The sequence below is a fragment of the Dickeya zeae NCPPB 2538 genome (genome assembly GCF_000406165.1).
Lineage (GTDB): Bacteria > Pseudomonadota > Gammaproteobacteria > Enterobacterales > Enterobacteriaceae > Dickeya > Dickeya zeae.
Genome location: NZ_CM001977.1, coordinates 4,467,334 through 4,483,837, shown reverse-complemented (window position 1 = coordinate 4,483,837; position 16,504 = coordinate 4,467,334). Strand labels below are relative to the sequence as shown.

13 protein-coding genes and 1 pseudogene are annotated in these 16,504 nt (G+C 51.8%); 7 read left to right on the top strand and 7 right to left on the bottom strand.

The window, feature by feature from the left end:
• Nucleotides 1-2: 2 nt before the first annotated feature.
• From atpI to ravA, 7 genes and pseudogenes are all read right to left on the bottom strand, one after another.
• Nucleotides 3-386 carry a F0F1 ATP synthase subunit I gene (atpI, locus tag DZE2538_RS19665; protein ID WP_012886746.1) on the bottom strand — a complete coding sequence of 128 codons (384 nt, stop codon included), beginning with the start codon at nucleotides 384-386 and terminating at the stop codon, nucleotides 3-5.
• A 621-nt stretch (nucleotides 387-1,007) separates the two neighbouring features.
• On the bottom strand, nucleotides 1,008-1,628 hold the full coding sequence (gene rsmG / locus DZE2538_RS19660) for a 16S rRNA (guanine(527)-N(7))-methyltransferase RsmG (RefSeq protein WP_012886745.1): 621 nt from the start codon (nucleotides 1,626-1,628) through the stop codon (nucleotides 1,008-1,010).
• A gap of 76 nt (nucleotides 1,629-1,704) precedes the next feature.
• Nucleotides 1,705-3,595 (bottom strand): annotated as a pseudogene (mnmG, locus tag DZE2538_RS19655) (tRNA uridine-5-carboxymethylaminomethyl(34) synthesis enzyme MnmG).
• A 379-nt stretch (nucleotides 3,596-3,974) separates the two neighbouring features.
• Nucleotides 3,975-4,418: an FMN-binding protein MioC gene (mioC, locus tag DZE2538_RS19650; protein ID WP_012886743.1), complete on the bottom strand. Its 444-nt coding sequence runs from the start codon at nucleotides 4,416-4,418 to the stop codon at nucleotides 3,975-3,977.
• A 91-nt stretch (nucleotides 4,419-4,509) separates the two neighbouring features.
• Nucleotides 4,510-4,974 carry a transcriptional regulator AsnC gene (gene asnC / locus DZE2538_RS19645; protein ID WP_012886742.1) on the bottom strand — a complete coding sequence of 155 codons (465 nt, stop codon included), beginning with the start codon at nucleotides 4,972-4,974 and terminating at the stop codon, nucleotides 4,510-4,512.
• A 122-nt stretch (nucleotides 4,975-5,096) separates the two neighbouring features.
• The gene (gene viaA, locus DZE2538_RS19640; RefSeq protein ID WP_019844291.1) at nucleotides 5,097-6,572 is read right to left on the bottom strand and encodes an ATPase RavA stimulator ViaA; all 1,476 of its coding nucleotides are present in this window, start codon (nucleotides 6,570-6,572) and stop codon (nucleotides 5,097-5,099) included.
• Nucleotides 6,573-6,577: 5 nt separating this feature from the next.
• The gene (gene ravA / locus DZE2538_RS19635) at nucleotides 6,578-8,074 is read right to left on the bottom strand and encodes an ATPase RavA (protein ID WP_038917049.1); all 1,497 of its coding nucleotides are present in this window, start codon (nucleotides 8,072-8,074) and stop codon (nucleotides 6,578-6,580) included.
• A gap of 258 nt (nucleotides 8,075-8,332) precedes the next feature.
• Between ravA and kup the strand changes: the two genes are divergently transcribed.
• From kup to rbsR, 7 genes are all read left to right on the top strand, one after another.
• Nucleotides 8,333-10,201 carry a low affinity potassium transporter Kup gene (gene kup / locus DZE2538_RS19630; protein ID WP_012886739.1) on the top strand — a complete coding sequence of 623 codons (1,869 nt, stop codon included), beginning with the start codon at nucleotides 8,333-8,335 and terminating at the stop codon, nucleotides 10,199-10,201.
• A gap of 307 nt (nucleotides 10,202-10,508) precedes the next feature.
• On the top strand, nucleotides 10,509-10,928 hold the full coding sequence (gene rbsD / locus DZE2538_RS19625; protein ID WP_016941663.1) for a D-ribose pyranase: 420 nt from the start codon (nucleotides 10,509-10,511) through the stop codon (nucleotides 10,926-10,928).
• Between the two features lie 7 nt (nucleotides 10,929-10,935).
• A complete protein-coding gene (rbsA, locus tag DZE2538_RS19620; protein ID WP_038917234.1) occupies nucleotides 10,936-12,441 on the top strand; it encodes a ribose ABC transporter ATP-binding protein RbsA in 1,506 nt (501 codons plus the stop codon).
• A 7-nt stretch (nucleotides 12,442-12,448) separates the two neighbouring features.
• Nucleotides 12,449-13,417: a ribose ABC transporter permease gene (gene rbsC / locus DZE2538_RS19615; RefSeq protein WP_012886736.1), complete on the top strand. Its 969-nt coding sequence runs from the start codon at nucleotides 12,449-12,451 to the stop codon at nucleotides 13,415-13,417.
• 26 nt (nucleotides 13,418-13,443) lie between these two features.
• Nucleotides 13,444-14,334 (top strand): ribose ABC transporter substrate-binding protein RbsB, encoded by an 891-nt coding sequence (gene rbsB / locus DZE2538_RS19610; protein ID WP_012886735.1) that lies wholly within the window; start codon nucleotides 13,444-13,446, stop codon nucleotides 14,332-14,334.
• Between the two features lie 82 nt (nucleotides 14,335-14,416).
• Nucleotides 14,417-15,343 carry a ribokinase gene (gene rbsK, locus DZE2538_RS19605; RefSeq protein ID WP_038917048.1) on the top strand — a complete coding sequence of 309 codons (927 nt, stop codon included), beginning with the start codon at nucleotides 14,417-14,419 and terminating at the stop codon, nucleotides 15,341-15,343.
• A 3-nt stretch (nucleotides 15,344-15,346) separates the two neighbouring features.
• On the top strand, nucleotides 15,347-16,354 hold the full coding sequence (rbsR, locus tag DZE2538_RS19600) for a ribose operon transcriptional repressor RbsR (protein ID WP_201765535.1): 1,008 nt from the start codon (nucleotides 15,347-15,349) through the stop codon (nucleotides 16,352-16,354).
• Nucleotides 16,355-16,504 lie beyond the last annotated feature (150 nt).

Sequence of the window (16,504 nt, the reverse complement as noted above, 5' to 3'; positions counted from 1 at the left end):
TGTTAACTACGGTAACGGTTAATTACAGCCGGTGCCACGATCTGCGTGATCAGCACCACTAAGTACGTCAGGCCAAGCGGAAAAAATGCCGCATGAAACACGCCTAACGCCACCACCAATAGCACGATGGTGAAGAGCATTTTCAGCGCTTCCCCAACGGCAAACGACCAGGCTACCCGACCTTCCGGTGGCTTGTCTGCCTGATGCCGTACGGCAAACAGTATAAACACCATGCTCGGCAGCCAGGCTGCCAACCCTCCAGCCAGTGCGGAAGCGCCCGCTCTGAAGCCACTCGCGCAAAACGCTGCACCGGCAACAAAAATCACCGCCAGCTGCAATAACAGCGATAACCGGGCGAGTTTCCCACTGTAAAGGGATACAGACATGATGATTCTCCGTACCTTTTCAGAGGTATGCTGAATGACCGTATAAAACTGCCTTTGCAGTACCGAGTCAAGCAGCGAAAAACGAGCAAATTATACGGGTCATCCATGCGAATTCAATCGATAAGTAGCAAAAAGGTGAACGATTATTTAAATTTATTTCCGAAGCCTTATTTTCACTAACTATCCCCAAAGTTGATTAGAGAGACCCCATACATCTGACGTCAGCAATATGTGATATTTCTCACATAAAATTAAACTAAGGCTTTTACATCTGAATTGATTTTTTTTTGCTCTCAGTAAAAAAAGCCAGATATATTTTTTAATTTCAATAATTTAAAAACAAGGCACTCACAAAATCGCTCGAATACCGCCACAAAACCATCTATTGACAAGCTGGATATTTTTTTCCCATGTTTTTAACACAACGGGTCCACCAAACCCGTCACCGAATCATGCAAATAGTTTGCTGATACGTCACTTTCCTCCCCTCAACCAGAGAGGTTATACCACCGAGTTGTAAAATTACGGTGAACGAAAAGGTGATAAAGGTCATTATTTCACTTTGAGCTATCAGTCTGAAAAGTTTACAACTATTCATGATTTTTTTGATAAATGACAAAATTAATTGGGCTTAAGCACCACCAGGTGCCGCTCCCCGTCAAGCTCAGGAACCGACAGGGGAACGACCTTCTCGACCGTGACACCTTGTGGCAGTAATCCCATTTCGTCATGCGGTACCGTGCCTTTGAGGGCATAAAATCGGCCCTGTGGGCGGGATGGCAGGTGATGACACCAGTTGACCATGTCTTGCAACGACGCAAAGGCACGACTAATCACACCATCAAACGGCGGTTCGGCAGGAAAATCCTCAACCCGACTCTGCACCGGTTCAATATTGCTTAGGCCCAGCTCATGTTGCACCTGACGTAAAAAACGCACCCGTTTTCCCAGGCTATCCAGCAGGACAAAATGCGCATCGGGACGAGCAATAGCCAGCGGCACACCAGGCAACCCCGGGCCAGTACCCACATCGATAAAACGATTTCCGCACAGGTGGGGTTCCACCACCAGACTGTCCATGATATGCCGAACCAACATCTGTTCCGGCTCACGAACCGATGTCAGGTTATAGGCTTTGTTCCATTTGTGGAGTAACGCTACATACTGAAGCAGCTGGTTTTTTTGCTGATCGGTCAGCGCCATTCCAGCACGCTGCATCAGGCTGTTGAGTCTCTCTAGCACGAATAAATCCTGTTGTCGGTTAAGGCAACATGGCCGCGATAAGCGGCCATGCGTCAACGTAAGCGAGCGGTCTTTGTCAGGCGCTGCGGCGCAGCATACCTTGTTTTTTCAGCCAGACCAGCAGAATTGAGATAGCGGCAGGGGTGATGCCGGAAATACGCGATGCCTGACCAATCGACCCCGGTTTGTGATCGTTGAGTTTAGCGATCACTTCGTTCGACAAGCCACTGACCTGCCGATAGTCCAGATCCGCGGGCAGCAATGTGTTCTCGTTGCGTAGTTGCTTTTCGATCTCATCTTGCTGGCGAGCAATATAACCTTCGTATTTGACCTGGATTTCCACCTGCTCAGTCGCCTGAACATCAGGTAACGCGGGAGCAAACATCGGCAGCGCTGTCAGTTGCGCATAATCCATTTCAGGGCGTCGTAACAGATCTTCCCCATTGGCTTCGCGCGATAAGGGCGATTTTAACAGGCGGTTGATCTGCTCTACGCCTTCGGTGTTCGGGTGAACCAGAATATCGCGCAGACGCTGGCGTTCTTTCTCGATATTTTCCAGTTTCTCATTAAAACGCGCCCAACGTTCATCATCGACCATCCCTAATTCGCGACCAATCGCGGTCAAACGCAAATCGGCATTGTCTTCACGCAGCATCAGGCGGTATTCAGCACGAGAGGTAAACATTCGGTAGGGCTCTTTCGTTCCCAACGTACAGAGATCATCCACCAGTACGCCGATGTAGGCCTGATCGCGGCGTGGCGTCCAGCCTTCCTGATCAAACGCCAGACGCGCTGCGTTTAGCCCTGCCAGCATGCCCTGGGCCGCCGCCTCTTCATAGCCAGTAGTACCGTTGATCTGCCCGGCAAAAAAACAGGTTGTGGATAAACTTACTTTCCAGCGTAGGTTTCAAGTCACGCGGGTCGAAATAGTCATACTCGATGGCATAACCGGGGCGGACGATACGTGCATTTTGCATACCGTCCATCGAACGAACGATTTGCCACTGCACGTCAAACGGCAAGCTGGTCGAGATACCGTTCGGGTAAATCTCGTTACTGGTTAGCCCTTCCGGTTCCAGGAAAATCTGGTGTGCATTGCGATCGGCAAACCGCATCACTTTGTCTTCAATCGAGGGGCAATAACGTGGACCGATCCCTTCAATGACCCCAGCGTACATCGGGCTGCGATCCAGATTGTTACGGATCACGTCATGAGTACGTTCATTGGTATGGGTGATATAACACGGCATCTGTGCCGGATGCTCACTGGCGTTCCCCAGGAAGGAAAATACCGGCATGGGGTTATCGCCATGTTGTGGCGTCAGTACGCTAAAATCGATAGTACGGGCGTCAATACGCGGCGGTGTACCGGTTTTCAGACGGCCGACACGCAGGGGAAGTTCACGTAAACGGTGAGATAGTGCGATCGAAGGCGGATCGCCCGCTCGACCACCGCTGTAGTTATCCAACCCGATATGGATCTTGCCGTCCAGGAAAGTCCCCACCGTTAACACCACTGCTTTAGCGCGGAATTTCAGCCCCATTTGGGTTACCGCACCAACGACCTGATCGTTTTCGACAATCAGATCTTCGACAGCCTGTTGGAAGAGGGTCAGATTCGGCTGATTCTCCAGCGCGGTACGCACGGCCTGACGGTACAGTACCCGGTCAGCCTGAGCGCGTGTGGCGCGGACAGCTGGGCCTTTACTAGAGTTTAGTATCCTAAACTGAATACCACCACGATCGATCGCACGAGCCATCAGGCCGCCCATCGCATCGATCTCTTTTACCAGATGGCCTTTCCCAATACCGCCGATCGCCGGGTTACAGGACATCTGCCCTAGCGTATCAATGTTGTGTGTCAGTAAGAGGGTTTGACGTCCCATTCGGGCAGAAGCCATCGCGGCTTCAGTACCCGCATGACCGCCACCGATCACGATGACGTCAAAAGGATCTGGATAAAACATGGTGCTACACCTCGCGTGGTTGCGAATGATCGTTACTTGCCCTGGGGTGGGGGATTCTACTTAAGTTTGTGCCGCCGACCAAGTCTGTTGGATCGTCGGGTAGTTAAAGAAAGATCTTTTTTATTTAAAGATCTCTTTATTAGATCTCTTATTAGGATCGCCATGTGCTGTGGATAAGCCGGGATCCAAAAAGAAGATCAATAGGTTATTGTCGATCATTAGCTGTGAATGATCGGTGATCCCAGTCTGTATTAGCTGGGATCTGAAAGGGTAATTATACACAGCTCAAAAAAGCATCTGTAGTTGTTATCTGGATAACTACGGGTTTTACCCGGCATTTCAAGCCATTTATCCACAGAGGCTCGTGAAAAAAATAATTTTATTTGAGTAATTTTATCCATGATCCCAGCCAGACCTCAGCCGGATCTTCCGGAATGTCATGCTGGGTAATGTCGATCTTCAACATATCGCCGATCCGATGCGCGCCCAGATCCTGTAATAGCTGATCCAGTTTTACGATCGCACCACAGAAGGTGTCGTACTCACTGCTACCGATGCCGATGGCACCATAACGAACAGCGGATAAATCAGGACGTTTTTCCTGTAGGTCTTCATAAAAGGGCTGCAGGTTGTCAGGTAGATCGCCGGCACCGTGGGTGGAGGTGACCACCAGCCACACATTTTCAGGCGTAACCTCATCCAGCTCCGGGCCATGCAGCAGCGTGGTAGTGAAATTATCCTGTTGCAGCAATGATTCCAGGTGCTCGGTAACGTACTCTGCGCTACCCAGTGTGCTGCCGCTAATAAGGGTAATGTCTGACATGCGTGATCCCGCCTGATTGAATGACGGCACATTGTACGCTGTGATCTTGGTGGGATCTACCTGTGGATAATAGGGGGATAGTAAAAAAGCATCAGGGCACGATGGTACGCATAATGGGGTTCTGCAACGAGATCAGCGTTTCGGTGGATTGAATTTCATCAATTGTCTGAATCTTGTTGATAAGTACGTGTTGCAAGGCGTCGATAGAGCGGCACATGACCTTAATGAAGATGCTGTAATGGCCGGTGGTGTAATACGCCTCGACCACTTCTTCCAGGTTGTTGAGTTTCTCCAGCGCGGACGGGTAGTCTTTGGCGCTTTTCAGGATGATGCCGATAAAACAGCAGACGTCGTAGCCCAGCTGCTTAGGGTTCACATCCAGTCGTGTTCCCAGAATGATGCCAGCCTGTTTCATCTTTTCCACACGAACATGGATAGTGCCGGGGCTAACCGAAAACTGTTTCGCCAGTTCGGCATAGGGCGTGCGGGCGTTATCCATCAGGGCGTTGAGGATGCCGCGATCGAGTTCGTCCATCGAGTATGTGTCTGCTGCCATAGTGCTGCTCCGTAAAGGGCTGTCTGAAGCGTTTTACTGATTATTGCCGAATGAATCAACGACCAAAAACGGCTGCCCGTTCAGGTAAGGTTCGCTCATAAGAAGGATATCAGGATGAGGTATCAGACTTTTTCGTGCTGAAAACGGCGCAACAGACGGCTTTTCAGCCCAGTATCAAAGCGCCAGATATGATCGAAGATGCGCAGAATGCCAGGTTTGCCGTGTGCTGACATGGCGACAGCGTGAAAACGGTGCTGTAACCGGTGCTGGCGGCGTTTGACTTCGTTGACCAGATCGTCTGGCAGACGCTGGGCGATAAAGTCTGAAATGATGACGGCATCAGCATCCTGCCAGGAGGCGGTGTCCATTTTTTCCAGCAGCGACGACAGGCAGCTTGCCAGATCGGTGCCACCGCGGAAGGTCTGACTAAGAAAACGTATGGCTTCTTCCAGTCCGTTTTCTGAGGTCAGGTCATAACTGACGATACCGGTTGAAAACAACATAATGTAGCAGCGGCGGTTTTCTGCCAGAGCAATTCGCATCAGCGCCAGACAGAAGGCTTTAGCGCAACGCTCGTTAAACCCGCCCATCGAACCGGAGGTATCCACACAAACGATAAACGGCCCTCGTGGTTGTTGCTCGTTGTGCTGATGGACGACCGGCCGTTCAAGCGTTTTTTCCCGCCAGCTTTCCCCTTGCAGCCGGTATGTCAGTAACCGGTGTTCGGCCAGACGGCGGTAAAATTCGAACTCCAGTTCATGGATCCCGAGGGTAGAAAGCTCGGTGGGCAGTAACCGAAGAATGTCATCGCTCTGGTGGATGCCGCTGACTTGTTCCGGAGCAGACGCTGGTTCACGCACCATCACCTGAAAGGATTCTTTCGGCGCCTGATGGCTGAGAACCGATTTTGTCTCCCGGCTACGACCCAGACGTTCTGCCAGGCGCTGCAGTTCAGGCTGTTGTTGCAAAAATGCCCCGGTCTCCAGTAACGCATTGAAGGGTTGTTTCATGCGTTTACTGGCGCTGAGATCCCACAGTCTGCCAGCCGCCGTATCGTTTTCAGCCAGAATGGGTTCCAGTGCTCCGCTTATCGTCAGGCGTTTTTGGATCTCGTCGAGTAGCTGATCCCGTTCCTGTTCCATGATCTGGTGGTGCAGATTCATCGTTTGCAGCGTCAGACTAAGGCGCCAGCGCTGCATGAACAGGCTGTGCTGGCTGGCGCTGATGCGGCGTTCTGAAGAGGGTGAGACGGAACTGATCAGCTTTTCTGCCTGATTAAGGAAAGGGGAATCCACATGATGCAAGGTGGACATAATGTCCGGCAGAGTAGACTGAAAGGTATGCTCGCTGACTAACTGGGTCTGCTGATAACAGGTAAATTCTTTTTCCAGCTCGGGAGGAGCCTGGGTGCTGCGCAACCGTTGCCGGAGGTTTTCTTTCCACTCCGGTAAATCACGCATGATGGCATTTTTCAGACGCGGATACTTGTCGAAGAACATCACCAACTGAGGTGTTGCCATCAGGGCCACAATCACGTCATCCAGCAGATCGTTTTCATCGATGGATAACAGCATCTCCAGGGATTCCAGCGTCAGCATGATCGTTACTCCCGTTGTGACTGATCTATTTGTTCATCGACCTGCTGAAGGCTTTCTTCAATTTTGGCAAGCCACTCTTTAGGGACAAACAAACAAGGCTGGTGACGCTCAAACAATCGGCGTTGTTCACGTAACTGGATTTTCAGCGCGTCATATTCTTTAACTATCTCTTCCGGCAGGTCGCCTTTTATCACGCCAGGCAGCGATAACACCGTGCTTTGTAAACTGATATCGCGAATGATCAGATACTGGCGTTCATCCACTTCCATATCAAGATGCTGGCTAAACCCGACGCCGTTGAGCTTCCCACGGATTTCGCCCCCCTTCTGCAGCCAGCTCGCTAGCGCTTCCCGGTCGATAACCACATGGGTGACGGTATAGTCGTTTAGCAGCAGTGGTTTTTGTAGCATCAGCGTTATTTCGGCGGCGGTCAGGCTTTCAGGTAACGAGTTATGGGGTTTCCGGCCAAAAAAATTGACCTGGCGTTCAACCTTAAATGCCTGCTGCTCGCTTTGCTGCTGCTGGTATTGCTGGCGTTTCACATTCAATTGTTGCAACCGGAACAGCAACGTCCGTTGTTGATAGGCCTGTTCGCCCATTAACTGCTGTAATTGCTGTTCCACCAGATTATGGGTATCCAGATCGTGCCATAGGCAGTCTTTGAGGAGGATCAGATCGACTGGGGTGATCGTTTCTCGTCCGCTAAAGAAGGCGCAGGCCTGCAGCAGCCGGATAGCTTTCTTCCAGCGACGATCGGAAACATACGGCGAACCTTCCTGCGTATCCAGACGCTGGCGCAGTTGATAAATCAGTTCGAAGCAATTTTCCGGTAACGGTATATGATCGATATGAGACTGCCACTGTTGATACTCTTCGTCGCTGACGCTCAGTGCCGGGCTGATAAGGTTATCCTGCTCGGCAGGTGAAGCGGTGAGCATCGCGCGGAAATTGTGTTTATCCTGCACCCGGTCAAGCCAGAGGCGGATCAGCATACGGTCATACAAGGCTTCCAGACTGCTGTCGGCTTCAGGCAGTTCGTTGGAGGCGGTGACCAGTAGTCGCATCGGGATGGGCTCTTCGCTGTTACCGTTACGAAATCGCCGTTCGTTAATGGCGGTCAGCAGGGTGTTCAGGATGGCAGGACCGGCTTTCCAGATTTCATCCAGAAAGACAATTTCAGCTTCTGGCAGGTAGCCGGTCGTCAGACGCTGATAGCGTCCTTCGTCTTTCAGTGCCTGGATGGAGAGTGGACCGAAGACCTCTTCCGGCGTTGAGAAACGCGTCATCAGGTATTCAAAAGCACGTGCGTTCCTGAATGCGTATTTCAGGCGGCGGGCAATCAGGCTCTTGGCAATCCCTGGCGGCCCCAACAGGAAGACGCTCTCGCCGCTGAGCGCTGCCAGCAGGCAAAGTCGGATGGCGTGTTGCCGTTCGTAAAGACCGTGTTCGAGAGCATGGCTCAGGCGAGAAATACGGTCGGCCAGCGCTGTGGGTTGCATCATAATAGATCCGTCATTGCGGTAAATTGCCGTCAAGAGCGTGTAATAACGCTAGAAAGACTACGTTTTCTTCATTAGCCATACATTAATTATTGTCACCATTGCTGGTGTTAATCAACAAAGGTGCCAGCCCCGAACAGAACCAAGGTAGTATTAAAAAATGGGCTTTTAACGTGATTTGTGCATACTGTGCGTTTTCGGGCTACTCCAACCAGAATAAGGCCCGATTTGTTAATGAATTGATAACAGAAGACAAGGTTTATGAATTCAGAACATAAACGTTCACTTCCAGCGGTCACGCTGGCTGCCATCGGTGTAGTGTATGGCGACATCGGCACCAGCCCGCTCTATACGCTCAGGGAGTGTCTTTCCGGGCAGTTTGGTTTCGGGGTTGAACCCGATTCCGTCTTTGGCTTTCTCTCACTGATATTCTGGCTGCTGGTGCTGGTCGTATCCCTTAAGTATCTCAGCTATGTCATGCGTGCGGATAACGCCGGTGAAGGGGGGATTCTGACGCTGATGTCGCTGGCCGGACGCAATACGTCCGACAAGATGACCGCGATAGTGGTGATCATGGGATTGATCGGCGGCAGCTTCTTCTATGGTGAGGTGGTGATTACCCCAGCGATTTCGGTGATGTCGGCAATCGAGGGGCTGGATATCGTTGCGCCGTCGCTGGATACCTACATCGTCCCTATTTCAATAGTGGTACTGACGCTATTGTTTATGATTCAAAAGCACGGTACGGGTCGGGTAGGTAGCCTGTTTGCGCCGATCATGATGCTGTGGTTTTTGTCGCTCGGTGTGCTGGGGGCTCGCAGCATTATCGCCAATCCAGAGGTATTGCAGGCACTCAATCCCCAATGGGCAATTAACTTTTTCATTCAATATAAATCGGTGTCCTTCTTTGCGCTGGGGGCGGTAGTACTGGCGATCACTGGGGTTGAGGCGCTGTATGCCGATATGGGCCACTTTGGCAAACTGCCGATTCGTATCGCCTGGTTTTCAGCGGTTTTACCGTCGCTGGTGCTCAACTACTTTGGCCAGGGCGCGCTGTTGCTGAAAAATCCGGAGGCTATCAAAAACCCGTTCTTCCTGCTGGCGCCGGATTGGGCACTGATTCCGCTGTTGGTGCTGGCTACGCTTGCCACCATCATTGCTTCTCAGGCGGTTATTTCCGGGGTGTTCTCGCTGACCCGTCAGGCGGTTCGTCTGGGGTATCTGCCGCCGATGCGCATCGTGCATACGTCAGATATGGAGTCTGGACAGATTTATATCCCGTTTATCAATTGGTTGCTGTATGTGGCGGTGGTAATCGTTATTATCAGCTTTGAACATTCCAGCAATCTGGCTGCCGCTTACGGTATTGCGGTGACCGGCACGATGGTGCTGACCAGCATCCTGTCTTGTACGGTGGCGCTGAAAAACTGGCACTGGTATCGCTATCTGGTCTGGTTGCTGCTGGTGGCTCTGCTGGCTATCGATTTGCCGATGTTCCTGGCCAACGTGGTGAAGATTATTTCTGGTGGCTGGCTGCCGCTGGCGCTGGGTATGGTGATGTTTATCATCATGACGACCTGGAAAAGCGAGCGTTTCCGGCTGTTACGCCGTATCCATGAGCATGGTAATTCGCTGGATGCGATGATCGCGTCGCTGGAGAAGAACCCGCCAGTGCGTGTAACAGGAACGGCTGTCTATCTGTCGCGTGCTACCCATGTCATTCCGTTTGCTTTGCTGCACAATCTTAAACACAACAAGGTACTGCATGAGCGCGTGGTGCTGCTGACCATGAGAACGGAAGACGCGCCTTATGTGCACAACGCCCGGCGTGTTTCGGTGGAGCAACTTTCCCCCACCTTCTGGCGGGTGGTCGCCAGCTATGGCTGGCGTGAAACGCCGAATGTGGAAGAGGTATTCCATCGCTGCTGGCAGGATGGATTGACCTGCCAGATGATGGAAACTACGTTCTTCTTGTCGAATGAATCGCTGATGATGGGCGCGCGCCCCTGGTATCTGCTTGTTCGCGGTAAGTTGTTCATGATGCTGAGCCGCAATGCGCTGCGCGCGGCGGATCAATTCGAAATTCCACCTAACCGGTTGATTGAATTGGGTATTCAGGTAGAAATCTGATTCCGGGCGAGTAGATAAATAAGCGGGTGAGGTCTAACAGGATCTCACCCGCTGTGGTATTGGTGGCCGTCTTCTTCCCGCCTACGGTTATCCTTGCGCGGATATAACATTCAATCTCCCCTAAAACCCTCCGGTTTTGTCCTGTCGCGTCTTTTTTATTGGTTTTAATAACTTAAAATCTTCCTTTTATTACGCCAACGAAACGTTTCGATAACGATCACATTTTCATAAGATAATCGTTGCCTTCTCCGGTTCTTTTTCTACACTTGCTCTATAAGCGAAACGTTTCGCTCTCAGGATAAACAACATGAAAAAAGGTGTGTTACTTCATTCCGATATCTCGTCGGTGATTTCCCAACTGGGACATACCGATCAGATTGTCATTGCTGACGCCGGTTTACCGATTCCAGCGACGACGGCCCGCATCGACCTGGCTTTGACCCATAACGTTCCTGGCTTCTTGCAGGTGCTGGATGTGGTGACGGCGGAAATGCAGGTAGAAGCGGCGATTTTGGCTCAGGAAATCATTGAGAAAAACACCACGCTCCATGAAGCGTTATTAAAACAGTTAGCACAACTTGAACAACACCAGGGAAATACTATTTCACTGCATTACGTCAGCCACGAAGAGTTTAAAAAACAAAGTGGTCAGAGCCGGGCCATTATTCGTACGGGGGAATGCTCTCCTTACGCGAATGTGATCCTTTGTGCTGGCGTCACCTTCTGAGGTAGCGATGCAACCTTTACTGCAATTGCAAGGCATCACCAAAACGTTCCCCGGCGTTAAGGCGCTGTCCGGCGCGGCATTGAATGTCTATCCGGGCAAAGTCATGGCGCTGGTGGGGGAAAACGGTGCCGGTAAATCCACCATGATGAAAGTGCTGACGGGCATTTATCGTCGGGATGCCGGTAGTATCCAGTTTTTGGGTAAGGATGTGGATTTCAGTGGTCCCAAAGCCTCTCAGGAAGCTGGTATCGGCATTATCCATCAGGAATTGAACCTGATTCCCCAATTAACCATTGCGGAAAATATTTTCCTCGGCCGTGAATTTACCAACCGCCTGGGGCGTATTGACTGGAAGCGTATGTATGACGAGGCGGATAAGCTGCTCAAGCGTTTGAACCTGCGCTATGACAGTCGCCGCCTGGTGGGGGAATTGTCGATTGGCGATCAGCAGATGGTTGAAATCGCCAAAGTGCTGAGCTTTGAGTCTCGGGTCATCATTATGGATGAACCCACCGATGCGCTGACGGATACCGAAACCGCCTCGCTGTTTAGTGTTATCCGGGAATTGCAGGCCCAGGGCTGCGGCATTGTCTATATCTCCCATCGACTCAAAGAGATTTTCGAAATCTGCGACGATGTGACCGTGTTCCGTGATGGCCAGTTTATCGGCGAGCGTGCAGTGAGTGAATTACAGGAAGATTCGCTGATTGAAATGATGGTGGGACGTAAGCTGGAAGATCAGTACCCCCGTTTGAATCAGGCGCCCGGTGACGTGCGTTTGCAGGTCAGCGAATTGTCTGGGCCGGGGGTGAATAACGTGAGCTTCACCCTGCGCAAAGGCGAGATTCTCGGGGTGGCCGGGCTAATGGGGGCCGGTCGCACCGAACTGATGAAAGTGTTGTATGGCGCGTTGCCACGTACCCACGGTAGCGTCTCCTTAGACGGGGAGAACATCGTGGCGCGCAGTCCACAAGACGGCCTGGCCAGCGGTATTGTGTATATTTCCGAAGACCGTAAGCGAGACGGACTGGTGCTCGGCATGTCGGTAAAAGAAAACATGTCCCTGACGGCACTGCGTTATTTCAGCAACGCAGCGGGTTCGCTGCGGCATGGCGATGAGCAACAGGCGGTGGGCGATTTTATCCGCATGTTCAATATTCGCACTCCGTCCATGTCCCAGCCGATCGGGTTATTGTCCGGTGGTAATCAGCAGAAAGTGGCGATCGCCCGTGGGTTGATGACCCGTCCCAAAGTGCTGATTCTGGATGAGCCGACCCGTGGCGTCGATGTCGGGGCAAAAAAAGAAATCTATCAGTTAATCAACCAGTTCAAGCAAGAAGGGTTAAGCATCATTCTGGTATCGTCGGAAATGCCTGAAGTGCTCGGGATGAGCGATCGCATTATCGTCATGCACGAAGGGCGCCTGAGCGGTGAGTTCCCGATTGAACAGGCTACACAGGAAGCGCTGATGGCTGCGGCCGTTGGTAAGCAATACGGCGTAAAGCAGGAGTAAATCAGATATGAGTTCTCAAACTATCACAGCAAAGCGCTGGCTCAGCAAAGAGTGGCTGATGGAGCAAAAATCATTGATCGCCCTGCTGATTCTTATCGCTGTGGTGTCTTCAATGAGTCCCAACTTTTTTACCCTGAACAACTTGTTCAACATCCTGCAGCAAACGTCGGTAAACGCCATTATGGCGGTGGGAATGACGCTGGTTATCCTCACCTCCGGCATTGATTTGTCGGTAGGGTCGTTGCTGGCGCTGACAGGGGCGGTTGCCGCGTCTATCGTCGGGCTTGAGATCAATGCGTTGGTGGCAGTATTCGCGGCGCTGGCGCTGGGTGCGGTCATTGGTGCGGGGACGGGGATTATCATTGCCAAGGGGCGGGTTCAGGCCTTTATTGCTACGCTAGTGATGATGTTGCTGCTACGTGGCGTCACGATGGTCTACACCAACGGCAGTCCTGTCAATACCGGTTTTTCCGATGCGGCAGATGCGTTGGGGTGGTTCGGCATCGGACGTCCTCTGGGAGTACCTACGCCTATTTGGATTATGGCAGTGGTATTCCTGGCAACCTGGTACATGCTGCACCATACCCGCATTGGTCGCTATATCTATGCGTTGGGCGGTAATGAAGCGGCAACCCGTCTTTCCGGGATCAGCGTTGATAGAGTCAAAATCGTTGTGTATTCGTTGTGCGGTTTGTTGTCGGCATTGGCAGGCATTATTGAAGTGGCCCGTCTGTCTTCAGCACAGCCAACGGCAGGGACGGGGTATGAACTGGATGCCATTGCAGCGGTAGTGCTGGGTGGTACAAGTTTGTCAGGTGGTAAAGGACGCGTGGTGGGAACGTTAATCGGTGCCTTGATTCTGGGGTTCCTGAATAACGGGCTTAACCTGTTAGGGGTTTCTTCTTACTACCAGATGATCGTCAAGGCGGTGGTTATTCTGCTGGCGGTTTTGGTAGATAACAAAGGCAGTAAATAACTTTTCATTCACACAGGAATTGAAATATGAACTTGAAGAAGATTGCTACTCTGGTTTCCGCTGTCGCGCTGAGTGCAACGGTCAGTGCCAATGCGCTGGCAAAGGATACCATTGCTCTTGTTGTTTCCACGCTGAATAACCCGTTCTTTGTGTCGTTGAAAGATGGCGCTCAGAAAGAAGCGGACAAACTGGGCTACAACCTGGTGGTGCTTGATTCCCAGAACAACCCGGCCAAAGAACTTTCCAACGTGCAGGATTTGACCGTTCGTGGCACCAAGCTGTTGCTGATCAACCCGACGGATTCCAACGCAGTAGGTAACGCGGTGAAACTGGCTAATCAGGCTAAAATTCCGGTTATCACGCTGGACCGTGTTGCTGCCAGTGGTGAAGTCGTTAGCCACGTAGCTTCCGACAACGCCTTCGGCGGTAAAGTTGCCGGCGATTTCATCGCTAAAAAACTGGGTGAAGGCGCCAAAGTTATTCAACTGGAAGGCCTGGCAGGTACGTCTGCCGCTCGTGAACGCGGCGCTGGCTTCATGAAGTCTGCCGAGAAGAACAAATTCAACATGCTGGCAAGTCAGCCTGCAGATTTCGACCGTACCAAGGGTCTGAATGTGATGCAAAACCTGCTGACCGCTCACCCGGATGTCCAGGCGGTATTCGCCCAGAATGACGAAATGGCGTTGGGTGCTCTGCGTGCCCTGCAGACCGCAGGTCGTGACAATGTGATGGTTGTTGGTTTCGATGGTACTGCTGATGGCTTGAAAGCGGTAGAAAGCGGCAAGATGGCGGCTACCGTGGCTCAGCGTCCTGATCAGATCGGTGTCATCGGTGTGGAAACGGCTGACAAGGTGCTGAAAGGCGAAAAAGTACAGGCGATCATCCCTGTCGACCTGAAACTGGTTACTAAGCAATAACATCATCAAAACGTAATACCGCACGTGCAGTACGGCGCCACCCCTGGTGGGTGGCGCGTAATCAACATCGGGGTTCATGTTAATGAAATCAGGCAAGCTGGTAGTCTTGGGAAGTATCAATGCGGATCATATTTTGAATCTGGCTCAGTTTCCCCGCCCGGGCGAAACGGTGATCGGTAAACAATATGGTGTGGCATTTGGCGGTAAAGGCGCGAACCAGGCGGTGGCTGCCGGGCGTAGTGGCGCAGATATCGAATTTATCGCTTGTGTCGGCGCTGACGATATCGGCGAACGTATTCGCCAGCAACTCATCAATGACCGAATTGATGTTTCCGCCGTTGAAGCCATTACCGGCCAGACTACCGGGGTAGCATTGATTTTCGTTAACGGTGAAGCTGAAAACATGATCGGCATTCATGCGGGGGCCAATGCGGCCGTAACGCCTGATTACCTGCATCGCTATCAGCAGAAAATTACTGATGCCTCCGCGCTGTTGATGCAACTGGAGTCTCCGCTGGAAACTGTGATAGCAGCTGCTCGCCTGGCGCATGACAGTGGCACTAAAGTTATTCTCAACCCGGCTCCAGCTTGTTCTCTGCCTGACGAGTTATTGTCATTGGTGGATATGATCACGCCGAATGAGACGGAAGCGCAGATCCTGACTGGGGTGAGCGTAGAAACCGAAGAAGATGCACAGCGTGCCGCACAGGTCCTGCATGATAAAGGCATCTCAACAGTACTGATTACCCTTGGCAGCCGTGGTGTCTGGTTAAGCGAACAAGGGCAGGGTCAGCGTATTCCCGGTTTCCGGGTCAAAGCGGTTGATACCATTGCGGCGGGTGATACCTTCAATGGCGCGTTGGTGACGGCTCTGCTGGAGTCACGCCCTATGGAGGCGGCGGTTAAGTTTGCTCATGCGGCGGCGGCTATCGCGGTGACTCGCCATGGCGCTCAGCCTTCTGTTCCCTGGCGTGAAGAGATTGATGCCTTCCTGAATGCACAGGAGTAATCCTTGGCGACAATGAAAGACGTGGCCCGTCTGGCTGGGGTATCCACATCAACGGTTTCTCATGTCATCAACGATAACCGCTATGTCAGCGATGCCATTCGCGACCGGGTAATGAAAGCGGTGGAACAACTGAACTACGCGCCGTCCGCGCTGGCGCGTAGTCTCAAAATCAACCAGACCCGTACCATTGGTATGTTGCTGACGGCAAGTAGTAACCCGTTTTATGCCGAAGTGGTGCGTGGTGTGGAACGTTGTTGTTACGAACGTGGCTATAGCCTGATTCTTTGCAATACCGAAGGCGATCACCACCGTCTGAGCCGCAGTCTGGAGACGTTGCTGCAAAAGCGGGTGGATGGGCTGTTACTGATGTGCACAGAGAGCCATCTGCCTTCACCGGATATTATTCGTCGCTATCCCTCTATTCCTGTGGTGATGATGGACTGGGCACCGTTTGAAGGCAGCAGCGATATCATCAAAGATAATTCGCTGCAAGGCGGCGAAATGGCGACTCACTACCTGATTTCTCAGGGCTATCGCAAAATTGCCTGTATTGCAGGTCCGCAAGATAAAACCACCGCACACAATCGTCTGGAAGGTTATCGCAAAGCCATGAATCAGTCGGGCTTGTCGATTCCTGCGGGTTTCGAGGTGATCGGGGACTTTGAGTTTGAAGCTGGTTTTCGCGCCATGCAGCAGTTACTGGCGCTACCGGAGCGCCCGGACGCTGTCTTTACCAGTAATGATGCGATGGCGGTAGGCGTTTATCGCGCCTTATATGAGGCGGGGCTATCCATTCCTGACGATATGGCCGTGGTGGGCTACGACGACATTGAACTGGCTCGTTATCTGTCGCCGCCCTTGACGACGATACATCAGCCTAAAGGTGAGCTTGGTGAACTGGCCATTGATACGCTGCTCCACCGGTTAGAGCACCCGGATGCTGAACATAATGTTCTGGTATTGACACCCGAGTTAATCGTTCGGGATTCCGTCGGCAAAATCCACGCCTGATTGACCTTTCTCCTTTCTTTCTGGCGTTTATGCCGCAGAAAAGCGGCATATTGACCATTTCCCACCCGGTTTGCCTGAAAACCATCCAGTTGATAATTATTTTGTATTTATCGCTTGTCAGGCCGGAATAACTCCCTATAATGCGCCTCC